This is a genomic window from Nocardioides sp. CPCC 206347 (assembly GCF_048654605.1).
Classification (GTDB): domain Bacteria; phylum Actinomycetota; class Actinomycetes; order Propionibacteriales; family Nocardioidaceae; genus Nocardioides.
The window spans coordinates 13001-36231 of record NZ_JBMCYZ010000010.1; the positions used below are offsets into that span (position 1 = coordinate 13001).

Sequence of the window (23231 nt, forward strand, 5' to 3'; positions counted from 1 at the left end):
CAATAGCTACATGCACAAGCTCTCGACGCGCATCAAGAGCGCCCGCGTCAGCCTGAAGATCCTCACCGATTCAGGCATCGTGCGGCCCTACTCGCCGTTGGTCCTCGCAGGCATGGCCAACGCCCTGCGCCAGTGGAGCACGACACCCGCGGGCGGCTTCAAGACGATCGCGCTCCGCAGGCCCCACGAGACGGCGATCATCGACGAGCTCGGTGCGCTCACGTGGCTGGAGGTGCAGACGCGCACCAACGCACTGGCCTACGGCCTGCGGGAGCGTGGCGTGAAGGCCGGTGACGGCGTGGCCGTCATGTGCCGCAACCACCGCGGATTCATCGAGGCCTCGATCGCGGTCAGCAAGCTCGGTGCCGACGTGCTCTACCTCAACACCGCCTTCGCCGGACCCCAGCTGGCCGACGTGCTCGCACGGGAGAAGCCGCGGGTCGTCATCCACGACGAGGAGTTCACCGCGCTGCTCGCCGGGGCCGACATCGAGGACAGCGTCCTCGCCTGGACCGACAGCGAGCCCGGCGCCGACAGCCTCGAGGGCCTCATCGCCGCGTCGACCGCCGCTGGCAGGACCGCCGACCTGACGCCCTCGGGCCGCAGCGGCCGCACGATCATCCTGACCTCGGGCACGACCGGCACCCCCAAGGGCGCGCCGCGGCCGCAGGGAGGCATCCCTGCCGCTGTCTCGATCCTGTCCCGGATGCCCCTGCGCAGCGGCTGGAAGTGCCACGTCGCCGCGCCCCTGTTCCACACCTGGGGCTTCGCGCACTACCAGCTCGCGATGATGCTCGGCACCACGCTCGTGCTGACCCGCAAGTTCGACCCCGAGGGCGCCCTGAAGGTGCTGCACGACGAGGACTGCGACTCCTTCGCGGTCATCCCCGTGATGCTGCAGCGGATCCTCGCGCTTCCTGAGGCGACCCTCGACCAATACCCGCTCCCCAACCTCAAGGCCGTCGCGTCCTCGGGCTCCGCCCTGCCCGGCGACCTGCCGACGGAGTGGATGGACCGGTACGGCGACAACCTGTACTCCATCTACGGCTCGACCGAGATCGCCTGGGCCTCGATCGCCTCGCCCCAGGACCTGCGCGAGGCCCCCGGCTGTGCCGGCCGTCTGCCGCACGCCACCGTCGTCAGGATCCTCGACGCCGACGGCAACGAGGTCCCCACCGGTCAGTCCGGGCGGATCTTCGTCGGCAACGACCTGCAGATCGAGGGCTACACCGGCGGCGGCGGCAAGGAGATCATCGGTGGCCTGATGTCGTCGGGTGACGTCGGTCGCTTCGACGCCGACGGTCGCCTCTACGTCGAGGGCCGCGACGACGAGATGATCGTCTCCGGCGGCGAGAACGTCTTCCCCAAGGAGGTCGAGGACTGCCTGGCAGCCCACGACCGCGTGGCCGAGGTCGCAGCGATCGGTGTGGACGACCCCGAGTTCGGCAAGCGCCTGCGTGCCTTCGTGGTCCGGGTGCCCGGCAGCGAGCCGGTCACCGAGCCCGAGCTCAAGGACCTCGTCAAGGCCAACCTCGCCCGCTACAAGGTCCCGCGCGAGATCGTGTTCCTCGACGAGCTGCCCCGCAACGCCACCGGCAAGGTGCTGAAGCGGGAGTTGGCCGCGCACGAGTCCCAGGAGTGAGGCCCTCGGCGGGCGGCTCTCCCAGCGCCGCGGAGGGCATCGCGCTCGGTGGCCTCGCCCCCGACTTCACGCTGCGCGACCAGTTCGGCCAGGACATCTCCCTGGCGTCGTACCGCGGGAAGAAGGCGGTGGCGCTGGTCTTCTACCCGTACGCCTTCAGCGGCGTGTGCACGGGGGAGATGGGCGGCATCCGGGCCCGGCTCGACGAGTTCCTCACCTTCGACACCGAGATCCTCGCGATCTCGTGTGACCCGGTCTACGCGCTGCGCGCGTTCAGTGACGCCGACGGCCTGAACTTCGGCCTGCTGAGCGACTTCTGGCCCCACGGCGAGGTCGCCCGGGCCTACGGCGTCCTCGACGAGGCGTCCGGGTGCCCGCAGCGGTCGTCGTACGTCGTCGACAAGGACGGGCGCCTGGCCTGGGCCGTCCATCACCGCAAGCCGGACGCCCGCAACCTCGACGACCTGCTCCTCGCGCTGCGCAGCGCCGCGGGGGAGTAGGCCATCGGGATGATTCGTCTAGTCATTTCGGATCATTTTCAACGAAATTGGCCGCGAGTGGTTGGAACAGGCGGGAACGGCCGTTAGAGTTCATCTTGTTGAACCGCTGGAGACCCGAGACTCCGGCGGTTCAGCTCATTTTTGCGCGAGCCGCGTCTTCGCCGAAGGTGCGGGCGAGCAAGCTCGCCGGTGAACGGCTCTCGCCGCGCTGCCGCGCTCGCGGTTGGCTTGCGTAGGGCTTGCCTTGGTCTGGCGGCAAGCCTTGGGCCTCCGGTGGTTGAGGTGCGAGCGGAGCGAGCCTCGAAACCTCCGGCTACTCGGCGCAGTCGGCCAGGATCTGGGCCAGTTCCTTCGGCTTGGTGTACATCGGCCAGTGGCCGGAGTCGATGTCGGCGTAGGCGAGGCGGGTGGACCTTGCGAGCTCGGGGATCTCGCCGGCCTCGAGCCACTCCTTCGCCTCGGCGGGGGTGAACTCGGGGCAGACCAGGGTCACGGGTACGTCGTGGCGGCGGCCATCGGTGAGGCTGACGATGCCCTGGGTGACGGCGGCGGGTACGGCGACCGTGCTCGCGGCGACCGTGGCCTTCAGGTCGTCGGACATGTCGTCGGAGTCGGGGCCTGCGAACGGCTCCCAGCCCGGGAACGGCACGACGCCGTCGACCGGCTCGAAGAAGCCGAAGTACTTCTCGCCGTCCTGGCGGGGCATGCCGCCGATCAGCGCCGTGTGGGCGACCTTCTCGGGCCGCGCGTCGACGGCGGCCCAGGCGAGGGCGCAGGCTGCCGAGTGACCGACCACCAGGGCCGGGCCGTCGGCGGCGTCCACCGCGTCCACGACGGCAGCCACCTGGTCGGCGTAGGTCGCGTCGACGTTGCCGTCGCCCTGTCCCGGGAGGGTCAGTGCGACCGGGCGGTGGCCCAGCGCCTCCAGCTCGGGTACGACGGCGTCCCACGCCGACCCGTCGAGCCACATCCCGGCGATGAGCACGATGTCCATGTCAGTTCTCCTTCTCGTTGGGGGTGCGGCACCAGCCTAGGAAGGGTTCCGGACAATTCCCTTCCGGATTGTTCGCGTCGGTGTCAGGGTGTCGCCATGAGCGAGACCAGTCCGACGGCGCGGGCGTTGCGCACCCTGGAGATCCTGCAGAACCGCCCGGGTTGCACGGCCGACCAGCTCGCCGAGCGGTTGGGCGTGACGGATCGTGCCGCGCGGCGGTACGTCGCGATCCTGCGCGAGGCCGGCATCCCGGTCGAGTCCGTGCGGGGGCCGTACGGCGGCTATCGGCTCGGCCGCGGCGTGCGACTGCCGCCGCTGGTCTTCAGCGCTGCCGAGGCGCTCGGACTGGTGATGGCGGTCCTGGACGGGCGGCACGCCGCTGCTGACAACGACGACCCCGTCGGCTCCGGCCTCGGCAAGATCATCCGCGCCCTGCCGGTCCACGTGGGCCGACAGGCGGCGACGATGCGCGAGCACGCGCGCGCCGTACCCGATCCCTGGGCGAAGCCCGACCCGGAGGTGGCGAGCGCGCTGGTCGAGGCCGTGGGGGAGCGGCGGCAGGTGCGGATCGGCTATCGCAGTGGGGCCGGGAACAGCCACACCTTCGAGGTCGACCCGTGGTCGGTGGTGGTGCGGCACGGGCGGTGGTACCTCCTCTGCTTCGCGCACCACGCTGACGCCGTACGCACCTATCGCATCGACCGGGTGACGTCGGTCGGAGGGGGCACCCGGACCTACGAGGTGCCCGACGGGCTCGATCCGGTTGCCGTGCTGGAGGAGAACCTCGCCTCCGGCTGGGCCCACGACACCTGGGTCGTCTTCCACGCCCCCGCTGCCGAGGTGGCGCCCTGGCTGCGGTCGACGATGGGCCGGCTCGAGGCGCTGGACGCATCGCGCTGCGTCGTCGTGGGCAGCACCAACAATCCGACCATGTACGCGGGCGAGTGGCTGGCCGGGATGCCGTTCGAGTTCACGGTCGAGGGCGGGCCGGAGCTGCGGGCGGCGGTGGGTGCCGTGTCGGAGAAGCTCGCGCGGGCCGTGGGGAGCGCGTAGCCCGCCGTTTCGGGCCTGAGGGGCGCCTTCGCTACGCTGATGCGGCTTCTGGGGCGTATAGCTCAGCGGTAGAGCGTCCGCCTTACACGCGGATGGTCGGGGGTTCGATCCCCTCTGCGCCCACCCGCACGTCCAGCGTCACTCCGTGATCCGCAGACCGGCGAGCCCGTGGCCCTTGCTGGCCATGCCCAGCGCAACGAACCAGCCGACAACCGTCCAGCCGAGCGCGAGGTTCATGATGCCGATCGCGTCAGCGTTCGCCTTGCCGCGGGTGGTCGCGACCGCCCACGGCAGCAGGTAGCCGCAGGTGCAGAAGGTGGCGAGCCAGGTCAGCAGGATCCGCCGGAAGCGGCGGCGGTGCTGGTCACTGACGAGTTCGAAGTACATGGCCGCACGGTAGAGCAGAACGACGACCCGGGGTATGGGAAATCGCGAGGCTGGGTACCGGGGTCCTGGGTGGTTGTGTCGGCCGACTCGGCGGCAGGACAACCGGATGAGGGGCGTCAACCTTTGCTTCGCGGACAGCGCGAAAGCAGCGGTGGGCGCTCCACTGCTGGTTTTCGGGCCAGCGCCCGTTCGAGTTCAACCGTCGCGGGTCCCGGCCCGCTGCACCTGGGGGTTCCACAATGTCCGTTCACTTCCGCCGAGATCGGTCGTTGTCGCACACGCGCGCGAACAGCCGACTTGGCCGCGTCGTTCTCGCTGTGCCAGGAGTCGTCCTGGCCGCCACCTTCCTCGCTGTTCCTGCCCACGCCGATCCGGGCGCGCCCCTCGATCACCAGACCGGGGGCAGGTCCGGAGAGGCGCCGGGCCGCACGGGTGGTGCCCCGCCCGCGCCGGACCACGCCTCGGCTCCCGATGCGGTCGGCCAACCCGCGGCGGCCGCACCTGCGGCGCCTCCTGCGGCAGCGCAACCGGATCCCGCCCCGCAGGGATCCGGCGTCGAGGCCGTGCCCGACCCAGCGCCTGTTGCGCTCGACGCGCCGGAGGCGGCTCCCGCAGCAGCGCCCGCCGAGGTGCGAGCGGCGAAGGGGAAGAAGGTCGTGGTCTGCAAGTACGTCCGCAAGCCCGGTGTGGCCGAGATCTTCTCGCACATCATCGTCGTCAATGAGAACGCCCTGCTGGGCAAGGGATTCGCGGGAACGTTCCCGTTCGCCTTCTCCGATGCTCACTTCAAGTCGGTGGCGGTCCGCTACGCCGCGAAGGGTGAGCAGGCCAGGGACATCAGCCCGTCAGCCTGCCCGGCTGGCGAGGAGCCGCCCGGAGAAGAGCCGCCCGGAGAAGAGCCGCCCGGAGAAGTGCCGCCGGCCGGCGAGGTCGGTGGCATCTCGGAGGAAGCGGGTGGCCCGGCGGTGAGCGCCGACGAGGCCATCCCGAACACCGGTGCGCCGTCCAACCTGCCGCTGCTGGCCATGCTCGGTGGACTCTGCAGCCTGGCTGGTGGGTGGCTGGTTGCCAGGGACGTCCGGGGTCGCCGCCAGACCATCTGATCGGCAATCCCTTCCGAACAGACGGAGCCCGCGCCGGAGCATGGCGCGGGCTCCGTCGCGTCTCGGTGTCCCGGCGCGCGCGGTGTCTCCTATGGTGGTCGTCGTCACACCTTCGTCCTGCCAGGAGGCCCCGTGTTCGTCCCGTTCAGCGTCAATGACTTCCTCGACCGTGCCGTCACGGTCTACGGCGAGCGGGTCGGTGTGGTGGACGAGCCCGACCAGCCCGCAGCCAGTCTCGGTGAGCTCACCTATGCGCAGTTCGGGGAGCTGGCCCGGCGCCAGGCCGCGAAGCTCGACGAGCTCGGCATCGGCGTCGGCGACCGGGTCGCGATCGTCAGCCACAACAGCAGCCGGCTGCTGACGTCGTTCTACGGCGTGAGCGGCTGGGGCCGGGTGCTGGTTCCGGTGAACTTCCGGTTGAGCCCCGACGAGGTGCAGTACATCGTCGAGCACTCCGGAGCGCGGGTCCTCTACATCGACCCCGAGCTCGAGGAGTCGCTGGCCGACGTCACGTGCGAGCAGAAGTTCGTGATCGGCGACGACGACGCGCTGTACGCGCCGGAGGGCACCGAGCCGCGGTCGTGGGAGTACGACGAGGCGGCGACGGCCACCATCAACTACACCTCCGGTACGACGGCCCGGCCCAAGGGCGTCCAGATCACGCACCGCAACATCTGGGTCAACGCGCTGACCTTCGGGCTGCACGCTCAGATCAACGACCGCGACGTCTACCTCCACACGCTGCCGATGTTCCACGCCAACGGCTGGGGGATGCCGTTCGCGATGACCGGCATCGGTGCCCGGCACGTCGTGCTGCGCAAGATCGACGGTGCCGAGATCCTGCGGCGGGTGCGCGACCACGGCGTCACGGTGATGTGTGCCGCTCCTGCGGTCGCGGCCGCCGTACTCGAAGCGGCGCAGACGTGGGAGGGCGAGATCCCCGGGCGCGACCGGGTGCGGATCATCATGGCGGGCGCCCCGCCGCCGACGAAGACCGTCGTGCGGGTCGAGGAGGAGCTCGGCTGGGAGTTCATCCAGATCTACGGCCTCACCGAGACCTCGCCGCTGCTGACGTTCAACCGCACCCGTGCGGAATGGGACGACCTGTCGGCCCAGGAGCGGGCCGCGAAGCTGACGCGCGCGGGTGCGCCGGCGCTGGGCGTCCGGCTGAGGACTGACGAGTCCGAGGAGGGCGCAGGGGAGGTGCTGGCCCGGTCGAACGTCGTCCTCGAGGGGTACTGGGAGCAGCCCGAGGAGTCGGCGGCCGCGCTGAAGGACGACTGGTTCCACACCGGTGACGGCGGCTACCTCGGTGACGACGGCTACCTGACGATCGCGGACCGCAAGAAGGACGTGATCATCACCGGAGGCGAGAACGTCACGTCGATCGAGGTCGAGGACACCTTGTTCTCGCACCCTGCGGTGGCCGAGGTCGCGGTGATCGGCGTCCCCAGCGAGAAGTGGGGCGAGACGATCAAGGCACTGGTGGTCCTGACCGCCGACGCCACCGCGGGCCCCGAGATGGAGGCCGAGCTGATCCGGTGGTGCAAGGACCGCCTGGCGGGCTACAAGGCTCCGACGTCGGTGGAGTTCCGTGACGAACTGGCCCGGACGGCGACCGGCAAGCTGCAGAAGTTCAAGCTCCGCGCGCCCTACTGGGACGGGTTGACCCGCCAGGTGAACTGAGCCGCCGGGACGAGCGAGGCGGCCCAGCCGGCACCCTGCCAGGCGGCAACGGTGTCGGTGGCCCAGGTCGACGCTGCGGCGTCGAGGGAGTCGATGACGTCGATCTCGGTCTCGACCGGCGAAGCCGTCGCGACGAGCGGCTGGCCGCTGATCGGGTCGGTCAGGTCGGGCCCGCCGTCGACGCAGGTCGCGCGGACCAGGCCGATGCCGAGCCGCCGCTGGTTCAGGGCCAGGCTCAGCGCGGCGATCCCGGCGTCGCCGTACCCGACGACCGAGAGGCCGTCCGGCGGGTGCACCGAGGACTCGCGGGCATAGCGGACCGAACGGAGCAGGTCACCCCCATCGGTCCACGTCGGTACGACGACCCGGACCTTCGCCCGGGTGGCGATCCGGCTCGCCAGTGCCGCCACGGCGTCGGGGTCCGTGCGCACCGCCGGATGCCACAGGAGGAGGGTGTCGGCGTTGGGATGTCCGTGTACCGCGACCTGGATGCCGGGCGACTGCTGTGTGACCACGGGACCACCGTAGGCTGAGCACCCACATGTCCGTGGCACAGGAACCCGGTGCGAGACCGGGGCGGTTCCGCCACTGTGATCCCAGCCGAGCAGATCGGCACGGGTGAGCCAGACACTGGTCGCGGACATCAGCCACCGATCGAGGGGCGCGAACCCCGAGGAGGAACCCGTGCGCATCGCACTCCTGTCCACGTCCGACACCGACCTGCTCTCTGCCCGGTCGAGTGGTGCGGACTACGGCTGGGCCAACCCCAGCCGCTCCGACCTCGCCGACCTGACGGTCCTGGCGGAGGGCGCCGACCTGGTCGTGCTGCGCCTGCTGGGCTCCCCGCAGCAGTACGACGCCGAGCTGGCCGCGTTGCGCGGCACCGGGCGTCCGCTCGTGGTGCTCGGCGGCGAGCTCACGCCCAGCGCAGAGCTCATGGAGACCTCGACCGTCCCCGTCGGTGTCGCCGCCGAGGCGCACCGCTACCTCGCCGAGGGTGGCCCGCGGAACCTGGCCCAGCTGCACCGCTTCCTCTCCGACACCGTGCTGCTGACCGGTGAGGGGTTCGAGGCGCCGGAGGTGATCCCGGCGTGGGGGATCCTCGAGCGACCGGCGGTTTCGAGGCTCGCTGGCGCTCGCACCTCAACCACCGGCGATGTCGCGAAGGTGGGGGTCCTGTTCTACCGGGCGCACCACGCGAGCGGGAACACCGATTTCGTCCACGCGCTGTGCGACGCCATCGACGCGACCGGTGACGCGATCGGCGTACCCGTGTTCGCGGGATCGCTGCGCGCCGCTCCCGACGAGCTGTTCGCGGCCCTGGCCGACCTGGACGCACTGGTGGTCACGGTGCTGGCTGCCGGCGGCAGCACGCCCGCGGCCGTCAGCGCTGGTGGAGACGACGAGACGTGGGACGTGGAGCGGATCGCCGCCCTCGACGTCCCCGTCCTGCAGGGGCTGTGCCTGACCAGCAGCCGCGAGGAGTGGGAGGAGTCGGACGACGGCGTCACGCCGCTCGACTACGCCAACCAGGTCGCCATCCCGGAGTTCGACGGCCGGATCAGCACCGTGCCGTTCTCCTTCAAGGAGATCGACCCCAACGACCCGGCCGGCCTGCCGTCGTACGTCGCCGACGCGGAGCGATCGGCCCGTGTCGCCGGCCTCGCGGTGAACTATGCGCGCCTCCGCTCGGTGCCGCCGTCGGAGAAGAAGCTCGCGCTGATGCTCAGCGCCTACCCGACCAAGCACGCCCGGATCGGCAACGCTGTCGGCCTCGACACCCCGGTGTCGACGGTCCGCCTGCTGCGCCGGCTCCAGGAGCAGGGCTACGACCTCGGGGTTTCGACGAGCTCGACCGGCGTACCTTCGGTGGTCGACATCATTGCGATGGACGACGACACCGAAGCCGGTGACGCCCTCATCCACGCGCTGATCGCCGCGGGTGGGCAGGACGAGGAGTGGCTGACGCAGGCGCAGCTGACCGACGCGCACGTGCGGATCAACAAGGCCGACTACGACGCCTGGACCTCGGACGTGCCGGCCGACCTGCGCGACGCAATGGTCGAGGCCTGGGGCGAGTCCCCGGGCTCGCTGTTCGTCAACGACTCCGGCGAGATCGTGCTCGCCACGCTGCAGGCCGGCAACATCGTGCTGATGATCCAGCCGCCCCGCGGCTTCGGCGAGAACCCCGTCGCGATCTACCACGACCCGGATCTCGCTCCGAGCCACCACTACCTGGCGGCGTACCGCTGGGTGCAGCACGGCTTCGGTGCCCACGCCGTGGTCCACCTCGGCAAGCACGGCTCGATGGAGTGGCTGCCCGGCAAGAACGCAGCACTGTCGGCCTCCTGTGCGACGGACGCCGCGATCGGCAGCATGCCGCTGATCTACCCGTTCCTCGTCAACGACCCGGGCGAGGGTGCGCAGGCCAAGCGCCGTGCGCACGCCACGATCATCGACCACCTGGTGCCGCCGATGGCGCGCGCCGAGAGCTACGGCGACATCGCTCGGCTCGAGGGCCTGCTCGAGGAGTACGACAAGATCTCGGCGATGGACCCGGGCAAGCTCGCGGCCATCCGCGGCGAGATCTGGCAGCTCATGCACGCCGCCGAGATGCACCGCGACCTCGGGCTCGAGGAGCGTCCCGACGACGAGCAGTTCGACGACTTCCTGCTGCACGTCGACGGCTGGCTGTGCGAGATCAAGGACTCCCAGATCCGCGACGGCCTGCACGTCCTGGGCCAGGCGCCGGACGGCGAGGCCCGGGTCAACCTGGTCCTCGCGATCCTGCGTGCGTCGCAGGTGTGGGGCGGACAGGCCCAGTCGGTGCCTGGCCTGCGGTCCGCGCTCGGCCTGGCCGTCGACGCGCCCACCACCGACGTCGACCGCGTCGAGGCGGAAGCCCGCGAGCTGGTCGAGGCGATGGACAAGGCGGGCTGGGACCCGGCTCGTGTCGCCGAGCTGACGACCTCCCCGGAGGTGCGCCAGGTCCTGACGTTCGCCGCGACCGAGGTGGTCCCGCGGCTGGCCCGCACCACCGACGAGCTCGACAACACGCTGCACGCCCTCAACGGCGGCTTCGTGCCCGCCGGGCCCTCCGGTTCGCCGTTGCGCGGACTGGTCAACGTGCTCCCGACGGGCCGCAACTTCTACACCGTCGACCCGCGGGCCGTGCCGTCCCGCCTGGCCTGGCAGACCGGCCAGGCGATGGCTGAGTCGCTGGTCCAGCGCTACCTCGACGACGAGGGCAGCTACCCGGAGTCCGTCGGCCTGTCCGTGTGGGGTACGTCGGCCATGCGGACCTCCGGCGACGACATCGCCGAGGTGCTGGCGCTGCTCGGCGTCCGCCCCGAGTGGGACGAGGCGTCGCGTCGCGTGACCAACCTGGTCGTCGTACCGCTGGCGGAGCTGGAGCGTCCGCGGATCGACGTCACCGTGCGCATCTCGGGGTTCTTCCGGGATGCGTTCCCGCACGTCGTCGCGATGCTCGATGACGCGGTCCAGCTGGTCGCCGCCCTCGACGAGCCGGCCGACCAGAACTTCGTGCGCGCCCACGCCCGGGCCGACCTCGCCGAGCACGGCGACGAGCGCCGTGCAACGACGCGGATCTTCGGCTCCAAGCCGGGGTCCTACGGTGCGGGCATCCTGCAGGCCGTCGAGTCGGGCACCTGGCGCGACGACGCCGACCTCGCCGAGGTCTACACGGCGTGGGGCGGCTTCGCCTACGGCCGCGGGCTCGACGGGGTGCCGGCTGCGGACGACATGCGCAGCAACTACAAGCGGATCAAGGTCGCGGCGAAGAACATCGACACCCGCGAGCACGACATCGCCGACAGCGACGACTACTTCCAGTACCACGGCGGCATGGTCGCCACCGTGCGTGCGCTGTCGGGCACCAACCCGAAGGCGTACGTCGGCGACTCGACCACGCCCGACGCGGTCCGCACGCGCACGCTGCAGGAGGAGACCAACCGCGTCTTCCGGGCGCGCGTGGTCAACCCGCGCTGGATCGGCGCGATGCAGCGCCACGGCTACAAGGGCGCGTTCGAGCTCGCCGCCACCGTCGACTACCTGTTCGGCTTCGACGCCACCGCCGGCGTCGTCCACGACTGGATGTACGAGTCGCTGGCCAAGGAGTACGTCCTCGACGAGACGAACCAGGAGTTCCTGCGCAAGTCGAACCCGTGGGCGCTGCGCAGCATCGTCGAACGGCTCCATGAGGCGAAGGACCGCGGCCTGTGGGCGGAACCGGACCCTGAGGTCCTGGCGGCCCTGCAGCAGGCCTACCTCGAGGTCGAAGGCGATCTGGAAGACCGATGAGGGTCCGCATCCTTGGCTTCGGAATGGGGCCGCAGCACGTCACCCCGGAGGTCGCCGAGGCGCTCCGCGGCTGTGACTACGCGTTGGCGGTCCAGAAGGGCGACGACGACTCCCTGCTCGCCGTACGACGGGCCGTGTGCGAAGCCCACGGTGTCGAGCTGGTCGTGGTGCGCGACCCCGAGCGGGACCGGTCACCGGGACTCGATCGCGCGGGCTACGAGGGCGCCGTTGCCGACTGGTACGACGCCCGCCTGACGGCGTACCGCGACGTGCTCGAGGAGCGCGGGGGAGTCGCTGCGTTCCTCGTGTGGGGCGACCCCTCGCTGTACGACGGCACGATCCGGATCGTCGAGGAGCTGGCCGAGACGATCGACCTGTCGTACGACGTGCTTCCCGGCATCAGCGCGCCGCAGGTGCTGGCTGCGCGCCACCGCATCGTCCTGCACCAGGTCGGCAAGCCGGTGCACGTCACGACCGCGCGGCGGCTGCGGCACGACGTCACGTCGGGGCAGCAGAACCTCGTGGTGATGCTGACCTCGGGGGTCGACCTCGACGGGTTCGAGGACTGGCACATCTGGTGGGGTGCCAATCTCGGCGGCGTCGGCGAGCACCTCGTCAGCGGTCGGGTCGGAGCGGTGCGCACCGCGCTGGTCGAGGCACGTGCCGCCGCGAAGGCCGAGGCCGGCTGGGTGATGGACCTGTTCCTGATCCGGGCGCCGGAGCTGCCGCTGGAGGACTCCGATGGCGCTGCCTGATCGCGACGTCCTGCTGTGCCGCGACTGCTGCTGCGGCACCACCAAGAAGCACCCGGCCGTCGACCACAGTGCCCAGCGCGACGCGATCGAGGCGCTCGACGACCCCGCCGGGCGCCGCGGTCCGCGGATCCGGGTGCGGGTCGTGGACTGCCTCGACGAGTGCGATCGCAGCAACGTCGTGCTGGTGCGCGACTTCACCTACTTCCCGGGCGGCCGCCGGCCCAAGGACACCTGGCTCGGCGGTGTGCTCTCGGAGGCGACCACGGACGAGGTCGTGGACTGGGTGCGCGAGGGTGGCGCGGTGCCGGCATCGCTGGTGCCGCGGGTCTTCCGGGGACGCCGACAGTGAGTGCCCTGCTCGTCGCCGGCATGACCTCCGACGCAGGCAAGAGCGTCGTGGTGACCGGGCTGTGCCGGGCGTTCGCGCGCCGCGGCATCTCGGTGGCGCCGTACAAGGCGCAGAACATGTCGAACAACTCGATGGTCGTGACGGACACGGACGGTGTCGCGGGGGAGATCGGGCGTGCCCAGTGGGTCCAGGCCCTCGCCGCCGGTGTCGTGCCCGAAGTCGCCATGAACCCGGTGTTGCTGAAGCCCGGCAGCGACCGCCGCAGCCACGTGATCCGGATGGGGCAGCCCGACGGCGAGGTGTCGGCGCGCGACTGGCAGACCGGGCGCCAGCGGCTCGCGGAGAGTGCGTTCGCGGCGTTCGACGACCTGCGGTCGCGGTTCGACCTGGTCGTCGCCGAGGGCGCGGGCAGCCCGACCGAGATCAACCTGCGCTCGAGCGACTACGTGAACATGGGCCTCGCCCAGCACGGCACCGTCCCGACCGTGGTGGTGGGCGACATCGACCGCGGTGGCTGGTTCGCCTCGGCGTTCGGCACCCTCGCCCTGCTCGACGAGGCCGACCAGCGGCTGGTCGCGGGCTTCCTGGTCAACCGCTTCCGTGGCGACGTGGACCTGTTGCGCCCCGGTCTCGAGGACCTGCAGCGCCGCACCGGACGGCCGACGTACGGCGTCCTGCCGTGGCACCCCGACCTCTGGCTGGACTCCGAGGACGCGCTGGACCTGCAGGGCCGCCGGGCGCCCGTCGACGGCGCCCGGAAGGTCGCCGTCGTCCGCCTGCCCCGGATCAGCAACTTCACGGACGTCGACGCGCTCGGCCTCGAACCCGGCCTCGACGTCGAGTTCGTCTCCGACCCGCAACGGCTCGCGGACGCCGACCTGGTCGTGCTGCCCGGCACCCGCTCGACCATCGCGGACCTCGCCTGGCTGCGCTCCCGCGGCCTCGACGCTGCGATCCTGCGTCACGCAGCGGCAGGCCGACCCGTGCTCGGGATCTGCGGTGGCTGCCAGATGCTCGGCGCGACCATCTCCGACCCGGACGGGGTCGAGGGATCCGCCGGCGCTGTCGTCGAAGGGCTCGGCCTGCTCGACCTCGTCACCGACTTCGACGCCGTGAAGACCCTGCGCCTGCACGAGCCCGCCGGCTACGAGATCCACCACGGACGCATCACGGGGGAGCGCACGCGCGGTTCCGTGACCGGCACCATGGTCCACGGCAGCCTGGAGGACGACGCTGCCCGCGCTGCCTACCTGTCCGGCGCGCTCGGCATGGAGTCGACGGTGTCGTTCCCTGAGGCGCGGAGTCGCCGTCTCGACCTGCTCGGCGACCTCGTCGAGGAGCACCTCGACCTCGACGCACTGCTCGACCTGGCGCAGGACGGCGTCCCCGCCCTGCCGGTGGTCACGGGAGGACTGGCATGAGGGTGTTGCTGCTCGGTGGCACGGGCGAGGCCCGCGACCTCGCCGAGGCCCTGGTTGCTGACGGTGTCGACGTCATGTCGTCGCTCGCCGGCCGCGTCGCGCGACCGCGCCTGCCCGTGGGACCGGTCCGCATCGGTGGCTTCGGTGGCGTCGAGGGCCTGCGCTCCGCGTTGAGCGAGTACGACGTCGTGGTGGATGCCACGCACCCGTTCGCGCTCGGCATGACGACCAACGCCGCGGCGGCCTGTGCTGCCGAGGGCAAGCCCTTGCTGCGGCTCGAGCGACCGGGCTGGAGCGACCGCGCGACGCCGTCGTGGATCTGGGTGGACACCCACGACGAGGCTGCGATCGTCGCCGGGGAGCTCGGTCACCGCCCGTTCCTCACCGTCGGCCGGCAGGAGCTCGCGCGGTTCGTGCCGCGCCTGCGTGACCTGCACGTGCTGGCGCGGGTCGTGGACGTGCCCGACATCGACCTGCCCGAGGAGTGGGAGCTGCTGACGTCGCGCGGGCCCTACTCGCTCGACGGCGAGCGATCACTGATGGTCGACCGTGACGTGCTGGTCACCAAGGACTCCGGTGGCAGCTACACCTGGCCGAAGATGGAGGCTGCTGCCGAGCTCGGCATCCCGGTGGTCGTCGTACGACGTGCGGCCGGGCCGGCCGGTGTCGACACGGTGCACGAGGTGGCCGGCGTGCTGAGCTGGATCCGCTCACTGCGACAGTAGGGGCTCAGGGCCGTCGCTCGTGGCCCTCCCGCTCGTGGGTGCGCCGGTCCTCCTTCATCTCCGCCTCGTAGAGGTGGCGGCGACCCTGGACCAGTGCGGTCCGTGCCTCCCGCTCAAGGGTCCGGAACGCCTCGTAGTACCCGTCGTCGTACTCCTCGACGACCTGGAAGGTCCAGCGGCCCTGCAGCACGTTGCGACCGACCAATTCCTCCTCGAAGCGGTCGGCCAGGTCGGTGTGGCCTGCCTCGCGCAACTGCTGGACCCCCTTGCCCAGGGTGAGGTCGGCCGTGCCGCTCAGCCGATGGAAGGCGTAGAGATGGCCGCGGGCGATCTCGACCGCCTCGAGGGCCTCGGAGATGTTTCCGAGGCCCTCGACGGTCAGGTCGTCGACGCCGTCCGGCCGGACGTGCTCGTCGTGGTCGGTCATGGTGGGGCGGTACCCACCATCGGCGTGAGCCACCCGGGTCAGCTTGCGCGCAACGCCTCCGCCAGGGTCGTCGCCGGGCGGCCCAGGAGGCCCGCCAGGTCGGTCGTCTCGACGTACAGCTCTCCGCGAGAAAGCCCCTCGTCGCCATCGGCCAGGATCGCGGCGTACGGCTCGGGCAGGCCGGCACCGACCAGGACCTCGGTGAGTGCCGCGGCCGGAACGTCGTTGTAGACGACCTCGCGACCGGTTGCCTCGCTGACGGCGGATGCGAGCTCGGACAGCGTGAAGGCCTCACCGCCGAGCTCGTAGACCTGCGCCGGGTTCTCGGCCAGCAGGGCGGCCGCGGCCGCCTCGGCGAAGTCGGCACGGGCCGCAGCGCTGACGCGGCCCTCGCCGGCGGCGCCGAGCACGACGCCGTGCTCGAGGTACGTCGGCAGCTGTCCGGTGTAGTTCTCGAAGTACCAGCTGTTGCGCAGGAAGGTGTGGGGGAGACCGGACGCAAGGATCGCGCGCTCGGTGGCGAGGTGCTCCTCGGCCAGGGCCAGGCCGCTGCGGTCGGCGTTCGCGATGCTCGTGTAGGCCAGCAGGTCGACTCCGGCCTCCTGGGCGGCGTCGATGACGTTCTGGTGCTGCGCGGTGCGCTGGCCGATCTCGTTGCCCGACACGAGCAGCACCCGGTCGGCGCCGGCGAAGGCTGCCTTCAGGGAGGCGGGGTCGGTGTAGTCGGCCTGGCGGACATCGACGCCGCGGTCGGCGAGGTCGCTGAGCCGGGACGTGTCGCGGGCGGTCGCGACGACCTGGTCGGCGGCGACGCCCTTCTCCAGGAGGGATTCGACGACGAGGCGGCCGAGGTGGCCGGTGGCTCCGGTGACGACGAGGGACATGGTGGTTCCTTTCGGTTGCTGCACGGTGATGTCGGCCTCAACCTGCCCTCGGGGGAGATACTTCCCATTGGTTAGTACGCACTTTGAAGTAAGGTACTGGCGTGGCAGTAAGTAAGACTTCGGAGTCGATCTTCGAGCAGTTCCCTGACGGCGTCTTTCCGGCGGCCTGCTCGAGTCGGGTGTTGCTCGACCACGTCACCAGCAAGTGGGGCGTGCTGGTGCTGGTCTCGCTGACGGACGGGCCCCAGCGCTGGAGCGAGCTGCGCCGTCGGGCCCAGGGCATCAGCGAGAAGATGCTGGCCCAGACCCTCAAGACACTCGAGGCCGACGGGCTGGTCGACCGTGACCAGAAGCCGGTGATGCCGCCGCGGGTCGACTACAGCCTGACCCCGCTGGGCGAGGAGCTGGCCGCCGTGATGGTGCCGTTGCTGCGCTGGGTGGGACGCAACAGTGAAGAGATCATCGGGACGCAGGCGCCGGCCCTGCCGGCCTGACCCGGAGGGTCACGCCGACAGGGCCGGTCGTTGGCGGTGCTGCGGCTACTTCGGCGGTGCCGGGACCAGGCAGGCCACCGGTGCGGCGACGTTGCCCGAGAAGTCCACGGCGTACAGCTCGCCGTCACCCGTGCCGGTCAGGTGCAGGATGCCGCTGGGCATCGACTTCTGCTGGGGACCGGAGTTCGCCTCGGTGTACTTGATCTTCTGACCGCTGGCGAACGGCCCCCACACGTGGCCACTGCCGGTGTCGCGCAGGTAGACGTCCGGGGAGGTGTCGACGATGTCGGTCGCGTCGAGCCGGTAGAAGCCGTCCTGGTTCTGTCCCTGCGGGTTCGGCCGGGTGTTGCCCGCGAACGGCACGTTCAGGCCCGGGTTGGTCGACTCGGTGCAGGCGACGGTCGGCGGGGTCGTGTCGACCACCTCGATCGTGCCGGAGCCGTAGCCCGTGTTGCCCGCGGCGTCGGTCGCTTCGCAGTCGACCGTGGTCGTCCCGAGGGCGAACTGCGAACCCGACGGCGGTGCGCAGGTCGGCGTGAGCGGACCGTCGACGTTGTCCAGTGCGCTGGCGTCGTAGTCGACCACGGCGCCGTCAGGGCTGGTCGCCTCGACGACCTTGCTCTCGACGGTGACGACCGGCGGAGTCACGTCCGCCACGTCGATGTCGACGGTCTGCACGAACTCCGGTCCGGGGACCGAACCGTTGACCTTGAACGACACCGTGCACGACACGGTCTCACCCTGCGGGGCGTCGTCGGCGAGGGTGATCGTCTCCTCGAAGGAGACCGTGCCGCCGCTGGTGACGCTCTGCGAAGCGGGTGTCAGCGTGGCCGTCACACCGGCGTCGCAGGAGACCTCGTGGGTGACCTCGGCCGGCAGGTTCTGCAGCTGGCTGAGGATCACGTCGGACACCTCGTCGGGGTTGGCGCTGGTGAGCGTGCCGCCCGTCTGTGAGGTGACGTACGACGCCTGGCCGGTCGTGTTCAGGCCGTCCCACAGGTAGCCGTCGGCGCCGGGGACCGAGATCGCGATGACCCGGATGCCGGCCGCCTGCAGGGCGGACGTCGCGGACGCCAGCGTGTCACCGGCGGACGGGTCGTGGCTGGTCGAGTCGCCGAACATCACGACGATCGGGGTGCCGTTGTCGCGGAAGTCGACGGCGCCGGGGATGTCGGCGAGCGCGCCGATCCAGTCCTCTGCGGCGTCGCTGCCGCCACCCGAGAGCGGCGTCCACGCGTTGATGCCGTCCGTGACGTCGGAGGTGTCGCCGGTCAGCTGCTGCCGGAGCAGGAAGTGCCCGGTCGCGTCGGCGGTGTCCTTGTAGTCGGCGACGGCGAACTGGGCCGTCGGCTGCGCCGCCAGGATCTGGTTGACGATGCTGCTGGCGTTGGACTGCACGTTGCCGATGCTCGCGGTCATGCTGGTGGTGGTGTCCGCCAGGAAGACGATGTCGGGGTTCGGCGGGATGGGCGGCGTCTCCACCGTCTTGGTGATGGTCACCGAGGCGCCGGGGGCGAGCTCGTCGGCGTAGTGCTGGGGGCTCACGCCCGGGTCACCGATCGCGGCGACCGTCGAGGCCGCTCCGAGGGCGAGGGCGATCAGTCCCAGCGGGACGGCCCGGGTGAGGGCGTTGGGGGGTTGGAGATGCATGTCAGGTTCCTTTCCGAGGGGGTGTGACTGACCCACCTCGGAGTCGGGAACCGGACCTGCTGATACGTCGAGTTCCGGATCGGTCCTGCAGACCCGATCTCAGTGGTGCGTCTGCACGGTCCTCAGTGCTGCCGCGGAGTCCGGCTCGCGTCGGTGCGCGACCGCCATCACCAGGTCCGACAGCCGTGGAGCCACCACGTTGAACGCGGCGTAGAACGTCCCGAACGCTCCGTCTACGGTGACCGGACGGTCCTCCAGGGCACGGACGACGCGGTCGGCGCACTCCTCGGCGCTCTCGCCGCGGCCTTCGTAGGCGGCCGTGGGTCCGATCATCGGCGTCCGCACGATCGCGACGCGCATGTTCGTGCAGGTGACGTTGTCGAAGAACGCCTCCCGGGCCAGGATCCGGCCGAACACGTCGAGCGCGGTCTTCGAGGCGATGTACGGCGCGAACTTCGGGGCCCTGATCTGGTTGCCCCAGGTGACGATGTTGACCACGTGCCCGAAGCGCTGCTCGCGCATGGCCGGCAGCAGGCCCATCGTCAGGCGCACGGGGCCGAAGTAGTTCACCGCCATCATCCGCTCGAAGTCGTGGAGCCGGCCGTGGGTGTGCTCGAGCGAGCGCCGGATGGAGTGCCCGGCATTGTTGACGACGTAGTCGACCGCGCCATGCTCCGCGAGCAGCTGCTCGACGAGCGCGTCCACCTGGTCGCCGTCGGTCAGGTCGGCGACGTAGGTGCTCGCCCGTCCGCCCTCCTCGACGACCTGGTGCCGGACCCGCTCGAGCTCCTCGGCCCGGCGCGCGGCCAGCAGCACGTGTGCGCCGCGACGGGCGGCGGCATGCGCTGTCGCCTCGCCGATGCCGGAGCTCGCTCCGGTGATGAGGACGGCGCGTCCGTCGAGCGGGCTGGGGGACTGGGTCACCGAGCGGGCCAGGCGCGAGAGTGCGGCTCGCGGCGTCTGGAGCAGTGGCGTGCGGGTGAGCAGCGCGGTGGTCTGGTGCAGCAACTGGTTCATCGTGCCTGCCGGTTCCGGGAGCGCGTGGCGACCGCCACGCCTGCAGCGGTCGCTGCTGCGGCCCACCCTATGCGTCGAGCCAGTGTGCGCGCCCGGTCGAGGTCGGCCCGGGTGGGTGGCGGTCCGTCGCCCATCACCGCGCGATGCTCGATGCGACCCGCGTAGTCGTTCGTGCCACCGAGGCGGATCCCGAGGGCGCCGGCGAAGGAGGCCTCGACCGGACCCGCATTGGGGCTGGGGTGTCCGCCGGCGTCGCGCTGCCAGGCCCGCCAGGCGCCTCGGTGGTCGGCGCCCAGCGCGACGGTGAGCAGGGCGGTGAGCCGTGCCCCGGGAAGGTTGAGCACGTCGTCCAGGCGGGCCGCTGCCCAGCCGAACCGTTCGTGGCGGGCGCTGCGATGGCCGACCATGGCGTCGAGGGTGTTCGCCGCGCGGTACCCGACCAGTCCCGGCACGCCGGCAAGGGCACCCCAGACGAGGGGCGCGACGACGGCGTCGGAGGTGTTCTCGGCGAGTGACTCGAGGGTGGCCCGAACAATCTCCGGCTCCTCGAGCTGCGAGGTGTCGCGACCGACGAGGTGGGTGAGCTGGACCCGCGCCTCGGGAAGGCGGTCGTCGGCAAGGAGGCGGCTGACGGCGGCCGCCTCGCGGTCGAGCGAGGTGCCGCCGAGGACGGCCCAGGTGGCTGCTGCGGTCAGCAACGTGTGGGGGAGCGGGTGGGCGCGGGTGGCGCGATCAGCCACGACGCCGATCGCCACCGTGCCGCCGACCAGCACGGCGACGTACCCGACGCCGGTGGGGCGGTCGTCGCGCCACACGCCCTTCTCCAGTGCTGCGGCCACCTGGCCGAAGCCGGCGACCGGATGGCCGCGCCGCGGGTCGGCGAGGAGCCGATCCGCGGCGAAGCCGAGCACCAGCCCGCTGGCGGTGCTGAACATCCAGGATCCGATCAGATGCTGGCGGCGAGCTCGCGCCGGTTGGCCTCGGCGACCGCGCGGTCGTGGAGACGCCCGACCAGCGCCACCAGGATCACGCCGATCGTGGCCCACAGGGTGGCGAGGACGAGCAGCGAGGAGCGGCGGAAGTACCAGAGCGTGTCGGCCGGGAAGTTGCCGATCTCATTGACCGTCGGCAGCAGGAACGCGGTGACGGCGACGACGACGACGTAGCCGAGCGCTGCGATGGTGGCGGCGGTCCAGGCCTCGAGCCGGCCGCGCAGCTTGTTGGCCAGGACCACCATGGCGATGGCGGCCAGGACCGAGACCAGCTGCAGGGCGAAGTACGACGCCGTACGGCCGCCGATCGTCTCGCCGCTGCCCACGGCAGGCGGCGTGGCGGGGTACTTCGTGAACGGGACGAGCGCGATCGCGATGAACCCGATCAGTGCGACCAGTGCCGTGGAGGCGCGGGCCGACAGGTTGCCGAGGCGACCCACGACTCCTGCGACCGCCAGCGAGACCAGGCCGCCGAGGGCGGTGCCGACCGCGAGCGTGCCGGTGAGCAGGCCCCAGCTCTTCTGGTTGTCGCGCGAGATCTCCACGATGCCGGTGTGGTCCTCGTGGGCCGCGGCTTCCTCTTCGGCGGCGATCTCGGCGGGGGTCATCTGCGCGGCAGCGGCCTCCTCGAGCGCGATCGCGTCCTCGACGTACGGCTCGCCGAAGGCGAAGGCGACGACGAACGCCAGGAGCCCGGCGATGAGGCCGGCCGCGAGGCCGCGGATCAGGAAGGCACCGGGGGTGAGGACAGACTTGTCCTTAGAAGTGGTGCTCACGAGCTCAGTGGCAGGGGTAGCCGAGCAGGTGGCGTGCGTCGTGCACCCACTCGTGAACGCCGTTGCCGGCGAAGAGCGAGACGGCGCCCTGGTCGCTGCTGACGAAGAAGATCGCGAGCATCGCGAGGAGGCCGAAGAAGACGACCCACGTCCCGAGCTTCAGCAGCGGGACCACCGGGACGGCAACGGCGCCTGCGGTGGGGGTGGCGGTGATCTGAGACATGTGTCCTCCTCAGGGATTCTGCGTCCCTGCTCGGTTTGGATTGAGGTGAAGGGCCTCGGGTCTGACTTCACCGCTCCGATCAGGGGCGGTGTCACAGTAGCGCGACTGTGCCGGACTCTCACCGGCTTCCTGGACCTACGGGGCTGACTTTAGGGCATCCTGAACCGCCGCGGACAGGGGCACCGCCGCGCGGACCGCGACTATCGTCACAACATGGGCATCGCCGCGGACCTGACCCTGATCTCGATCGACCCCGGGACGGGCAGGAGCCTGATCGGATCGACCGAATCGGAACCCGTGACCGGCGGGGCTGCGCTGGTCGACCTGGTGCTCGCTGAGCGCTGTGAGATGGCGGGCGAGGGCCGGAAGGCGCGGGTCCGGCTGGCCGCCCCCACGTCGCTGGGTGATGGCGCGCTGGACCATGCCCTGTCGCGGATCAAGCCGGGCCGGGACCACAAGGCGTCCTCCCTGGTGCCGCGCATCGGCAAGGGCACCCGCGCCCTGTTGCTGGACCAGTTGGTGGTCGAGGGTGCGTTGGTGCCGCGACGCGAGAAGGTCCTCGGTCTGGTCCCGGTCGTCCGGTACGACGTCGTCGATGGTGCCCGGCGCGATGCGCTCGTCGCGGGTGTCGTCGGGGTGCTGCTGGGTCACGCGGAACCTGACGACGCCACCGGACCGCTGATCGGTCTCCTGTGGGCCGGCAACGTCATCAAGCGGATCGTCCCGGGACCGGAACGCTCTGCCGCCCGCAAGCGCGCCAAGGTGATTGCGAAGGGCGAGTGGGCGGGGGCTGCCAGCAAGGCCGCCGTGGCCGCCACGAACGCTGCGGTCACCGCGGCCATCTCTGCCGCGATCATCGCGTCCTCGGCGGGTGGGGCGGGGTCGTAGGTCTCGTCAGGGGCGGAGCGACCGCGTGTAGCGGAAGCGATACCAGCGCTGGGCGAGGAGCGCCGCGGGAAAGACGAGGCGCCAGGACCCGCGCGCCGGACGCGTCAGCGAACGCAGCGTCAACCACACGGCACCGTCCGGTGTGCGGTGGACGATGAACGCCTCCTCGCCTGACACCGGGTGGCCGTCGCGGGTGCCGTAGGCGAATCCACAACGGTTCGGATCATCGACGATCGCGACCACCGTGACGGGCTCACGCAGCTCGAACGGCCCGAGCGAGGCGATCAGGGTGCGCTCCTGGCCTGGCCTGACACGCAGGTCCTCGCCCGGCGCGGACTCCACCGCAAAGCCGCTGCGGGTCTTGACCGACCACTTCATGACCGCTGCGGACGCCTCCTGCCACAGTCGGTCGCCGTCGCCGAGGCGGGTCGTCTGTTCGTGTCGGCGGTAGCCGTGGGGAGCGGCACTCCAGCCTTTGTCGGCGACGTGGGTGTGTCCCACCGCGTCGTAGCTGAGTGCCATCGTCATCGCTCGATTGTGTCGGACAGGGGCGGTGCGCCGTGGCGGTACGGGTGCCTACTGGGGCCAGGAATCCCATTCCCGGAGGGTTGCGAATGGCGCGATCGGCGCAGGCCAAACGATGAGCGCGAGGTGCTCATTGCTGTTTCCCTGCTCGTCCATGCCTTCTCGCAGACCTGGGGCCAGCCCGCCCCAATGAACGCGGAGCCGCACGGATCCCACGGGAATCTCATGCTTTGACCGCGGCTCCTGGTCCCCGGGCCAGCTCAGGATTTCCAAGGCGCCGCCACCATCGAGACTTACCTCTGCGACGTGCTGCCAGCACCCTGAGGGAGGCGCGGGTTCGTCGGCGACGACGTCGAGAGTCAGTGGTGTCGTTCCAAACTTTCGAAGCGTGCTGATCACTACGAACCCGCCATCAGTCCA

Annotated in this window: 23 protein-coding genes, 1 tRNA gene and 2 riboswitches; of the genes, 13 read left to right on the forward strand and 11 right to left on the reverse strand. The window is 70.9% G+C overall.

Features of this window, described 5'->3' with window-relative positions; all coding sequences use genetic code 11:
- Positions 1-10 precede the first annotated feature (10 nt).
- Together ACOACQ_RS23490 and ACOACQ_RS23495 are read left to right on the forward strand one after the other, a co-directional pair.
- Complete coding sequence (locus ACOACQ_RS23490) at positions 11-1642, forward strand: AMP-binding protein (protein ID WP_378596457.1); 1632 nt, start codon at positions 11-13, stop codon at positions 1640-1642.
- The gene (locus tag ACOACQ_RS23495; protein WP_378596458.1) at positions 1639-2142 is read left to right on the forward strand and encodes a peroxiredoxin; all 504 of its coding nucleotides are present in this window, start codon (positions 1639-1641) and stop codon (positions 2140-2142) included. The genes ACOACQ_RS23490 and ACOACQ_RS23495 overlap by 4 nt, the downstream gene beginning before the upstream one ends.
- A 313-nt stretch (positions 2143-2455) precedes the next feature.
- On the opposite strand, the gene ACOACQ_RS23500 is transcribed toward ACOACQ_RS23495, so the two are convergent.
- Positions 2456-3136: an alpha/beta fold hydrolase gene (locus ACOACQ_RS23500; RefSeq protein ID WP_378596459.1), complete on the reverse strand. Its 681-nt coding sequence runs from the start codon at positions 3134-3136 to the stop codon at positions 2456-2458.
- Between the two features lie 96 nt (positions 3137-3232).
- Here ACOACQ_RS23500 and ACOACQ_RS23505 point away from each other — a divergent pair, with 96 nt between their 5' ends.
- Together ACOACQ_RS23505 and ACOACQ_RS23510 are read left to right on the forward strand one after the other, a co-directional pair.
- A complete protein-coding gene (locus ACOACQ_RS23505) occupies positions 3233-4189 on the forward strand; it encodes a helix-turn-helix transcriptional regulator (protein ID WP_378596460.1) in 957 nt (318 codons plus the stop codon).
- A 51-nt stretch (positions 4190-4240) separates the two neighbouring features.
- Positions 4241-4312: transfer RNA gene (locus tag ACOACQ_RS23510), tRNA-Val, on the forward strand.
- A 15-nt stretch (positions 4313-4327) separates the two neighbouring features.
- Here the strand turns inward: ACOACQ_RS23510 and ACOACQ_RS23515 are convergent.
- Positions 4328-4576, reverse strand: coding sequence for a superinfection immunity protein (locus ACOACQ_RS23515; RefSeq protein WP_378596461.1), 249 nt, complete (start codon positions 4574-4576; stop codon positions 4328-4330).
- Positions 4577-4893: 317 nt separating this feature from the next.
- Here ACOACQ_RS23515 and ACOACQ_RS23520 point away from each other — a divergent pair, with 317 nt between their 5' ends.
- Positions 4894-5679 (forward strand): hypothetical protein, encoded by a 786-nt coding sequence (locus ACOACQ_RS23520; RefSeq protein ID WP_378596462.1) that lies wholly within the window; start codon positions 4894-4896, stop codon positions 5677-5679.
- A 132-nt stretch (positions 5680-5811) separates the two neighbouring features.
- The gene (locus tag ACOACQ_RS23525) at positions 5812-7365 is read left to right on the forward strand and encodes an AMP-binding protein (protein ID WP_378596463.1); all 1554 of its coding nucleotides are present in this window, start codon (positions 5812-5814) and stop codon (positions 7363-7365) included.
- On the opposite strand, the gene ACOACQ_RS23530 is transcribed toward ACOACQ_RS23525, so the two are convergent.
- The gene (locus ACOACQ_RS23530; protein WP_420289405.1) at positions 7332-7880 is read right to left on the reverse strand and encodes a hypothetical protein; all 549 of its coding nucleotides are present in this window, start codon (positions 7878-7880) and stop codon (positions 7332-7334) included. The genes ACOACQ_RS23525 and ACOACQ_RS23530 overlap by 34 nt on opposite strands.
- Positions 7865-8019: riboswitch (cobalamin riboswitch) on the forward strand. It overlaps the preceding gene by 16 nt.
- 30 nt (positions 8020-8049) lie before the next feature.
- Between ACOACQ_RS23530 and cobN the strand changes: the two genes are divergently transcribed.
- The 5 genes from cobN to ACOACQ_RS23555 are packed head-to-tail and all read left to right on the forward strand — an operon-like array spanning position 8050 to position 14935.
- Positions 8050-11685 carry a cobaltochelatase subunit CobN gene (cobN, locus tag ACOACQ_RS23535; protein WP_378596465.1) on the forward strand — a complete coding sequence of 1212 codons (3636 nt, stop codon included), beginning with the start codon at positions 8050-8052 and terminating at the stop codon, positions 11683-11685.
- Complete coding sequence (cobF, locus tag ACOACQ_RS23540) at positions 11682-12440, forward strand: precorrin-6A synthase (deacetylating) (RefSeq protein ID WP_378596466.1); 759 nt, start codon at positions 11682-11684, stop codon at positions 12438-12440. Before cobN ends, cobF begins: the two co-directional genes overlap by 4 nt.
- Positions 12427-12789 carry a hypothetical protein gene (locus ACOACQ_RS23545; protein WP_378596467.1) on the forward strand — a complete coding sequence of 121 codons (363 nt, stop codon included), beginning with the start codon at positions 12427-12429 and terminating at the stop codon, positions 12787-12789. The genes cobF and ACOACQ_RS23545 overlap by 14 nt, the downstream gene beginning before the upstream one ends.
- Positions 12786-14210 (forward strand): cobyric acid synthase, encoded by a 1425-nt coding sequence (locus ACOACQ_RS23550; RefSeq protein WP_378596468.1) that lies wholly within the window; start codon positions 12786-12788, stop codon positions 14208-14210. The genes ACOACQ_RS23545 and ACOACQ_RS23550 overlap by 4 nt, the downstream gene beginning before the upstream one ends.
- Complete coding sequence (locus ACOACQ_RS23555; protein WP_378596469.1) at positions 14207-14935, forward strand: cobalt-precorrin-6A reductase; 729 nt, start codon at positions 14207-14209, stop codon at positions 14933-14935. The genes ACOACQ_RS23550 and ACOACQ_RS23555 overlap by 4 nt, the downstream gene beginning before the upstream one ends.
- A 4-nt stretch (positions 14936-14939) precedes the next feature.
- On the opposite strand, the gene ACOACQ_RS23560 is transcribed toward ACOACQ_RS23555, so the two are convergent.
- On the reverse strand, positions 14940-15362 hold the full coding sequence (locus ACOACQ_RS23560) for a hypothetical protein (protein WP_378596470.1): 423 nt from the start codon (positions 15360-15362) through the stop codon (positions 14940-14942).
- A 38-nt stretch (positions 15363-15400) separates the two neighbouring features.
- Positions 15401-16246 carry an SDR family oxidoreductase gene (locus ACOACQ_RS23565; protein WP_378596472.1) on the reverse strand — a complete coding sequence of 282 codons (846 nt, stop codon included), beginning with the start codon at positions 16244-16246 and terminating at the stop codon, positions 15401-15403.
- Between the two features lie 101 nt (positions 16247-16347).
- On the opposite strand from ACOACQ_RS23565, the gene ACOACQ_RS23570 reads away from it, so the two are divergent.
- Positions 16348-16740: a winged helix-turn-helix transcriptional regulator gene (locus tag ACOACQ_RS23570; RefSeq protein ID WP_378596474.1), complete on the forward strand. Its 393-nt coding sequence runs from the start codon at positions 16348-16350 to the stop codon at positions 16738-16740.
- Positions 16741-16785: 45 nt separating this feature from the next.
- Here ACOACQ_RS23570 and ACOACQ_RS23575 read toward each other — a convergent pair whose 3' ends face one another.
- The 5 genes from ACOACQ_RS23575 to ACOACQ_RS23595 all read right to left on the reverse strand — a co-directional run bounded on the left by ACOACQ_RS23575 (position 16786) and on the right by ACOACQ_RS23595 (position 21398).
- Positions 16786-18390 carry an HYR domain-containing protein gene (locus ACOACQ_RS23575; protein WP_378596475.1) on the reverse strand — a complete coding sequence of 535 codons (1605 nt, stop codon included), beginning with the start codon at positions 18388-18390 and terminating at the stop codon, positions 16786-16788.
- 99 nt (positions 18391-18489) lie between these two features.
- Complete coding sequence (locus tag ACOACQ_RS23580) at positions 18490-19407, reverse strand: SDR family NAD(P)-dependent oxidoreductase (protein ID WP_378596477.1); 918 nt, start codon at positions 19405-19407, stop codon at positions 18490-18492.
- Positions 19404-20342, reverse strand: a complete 939-nt coding sequence (locus ACOACQ_RS23585; protein ID WP_378596479.1) for a cobalamin biosynthesis protein — start codon at positions 20340-20342, stop codon at positions 19404-19406. Before ACOACQ_RS23585 ends, ACOACQ_RS23580 begins: the two co-directional genes overlap by 4 nt.
- Positions 20343-20353: 11 nt before the next feature.
- Positions 20354-21175 (reverse strand): CbtA family protein, encoded by an 822-nt coding sequence (locus ACOACQ_RS23590; protein ID WP_378596480.1) that lies wholly within the window; start codon positions 21173-21175, stop codon positions 20354-20356.
- Positions 21176-21179: 4 nt separating this feature from the next.
- A complete protein-coding gene (locus tag ACOACQ_RS23595; protein ID WP_182376890.1) occupies positions 21180-21398 on the reverse strand; it encodes a CbtB domain-containing protein in 219 nt (72 codons plus the stop codon).
- 59 nt (positions 21399-21457) lie between these two features.
- A riboswitch (cobalamin riboswitch) is annotated at positions 21458-21528 on the reverse strand.
- Positions 21529-21611: 83 nt separating this feature from the next.
- On the opposite strand from ACOACQ_RS23595, the gene ACOACQ_RS23600 reads away from it, so the two are divergent.
- A complete protein-coding gene (locus ACOACQ_RS23600; RefSeq protein ID WP_378596481.1) occupies positions 21612-22286 on the forward strand; it encodes a GOLPH3/VPS74 family protein in 675 nt (224 codons plus the stop codon).
- A 6-nt stretch (positions 22287-22292) separates the two neighbouring features.
- Here the strand turns inward: ACOACQ_RS23600 and ACOACQ_RS23605 are convergent, their stop codons facing one another.
- Positions 22293-22814: a DUF1990 family protein gene (locus ACOACQ_RS23605; RefSeq protein WP_378596483.1), complete on the reverse strand. Its 522-nt coding sequence runs from the start codon at positions 22812-22814 to the stop codon at positions 22293-22295.
- Between the last annotated feature and the right edge of the window lie 417 nt (positions 22815-23231).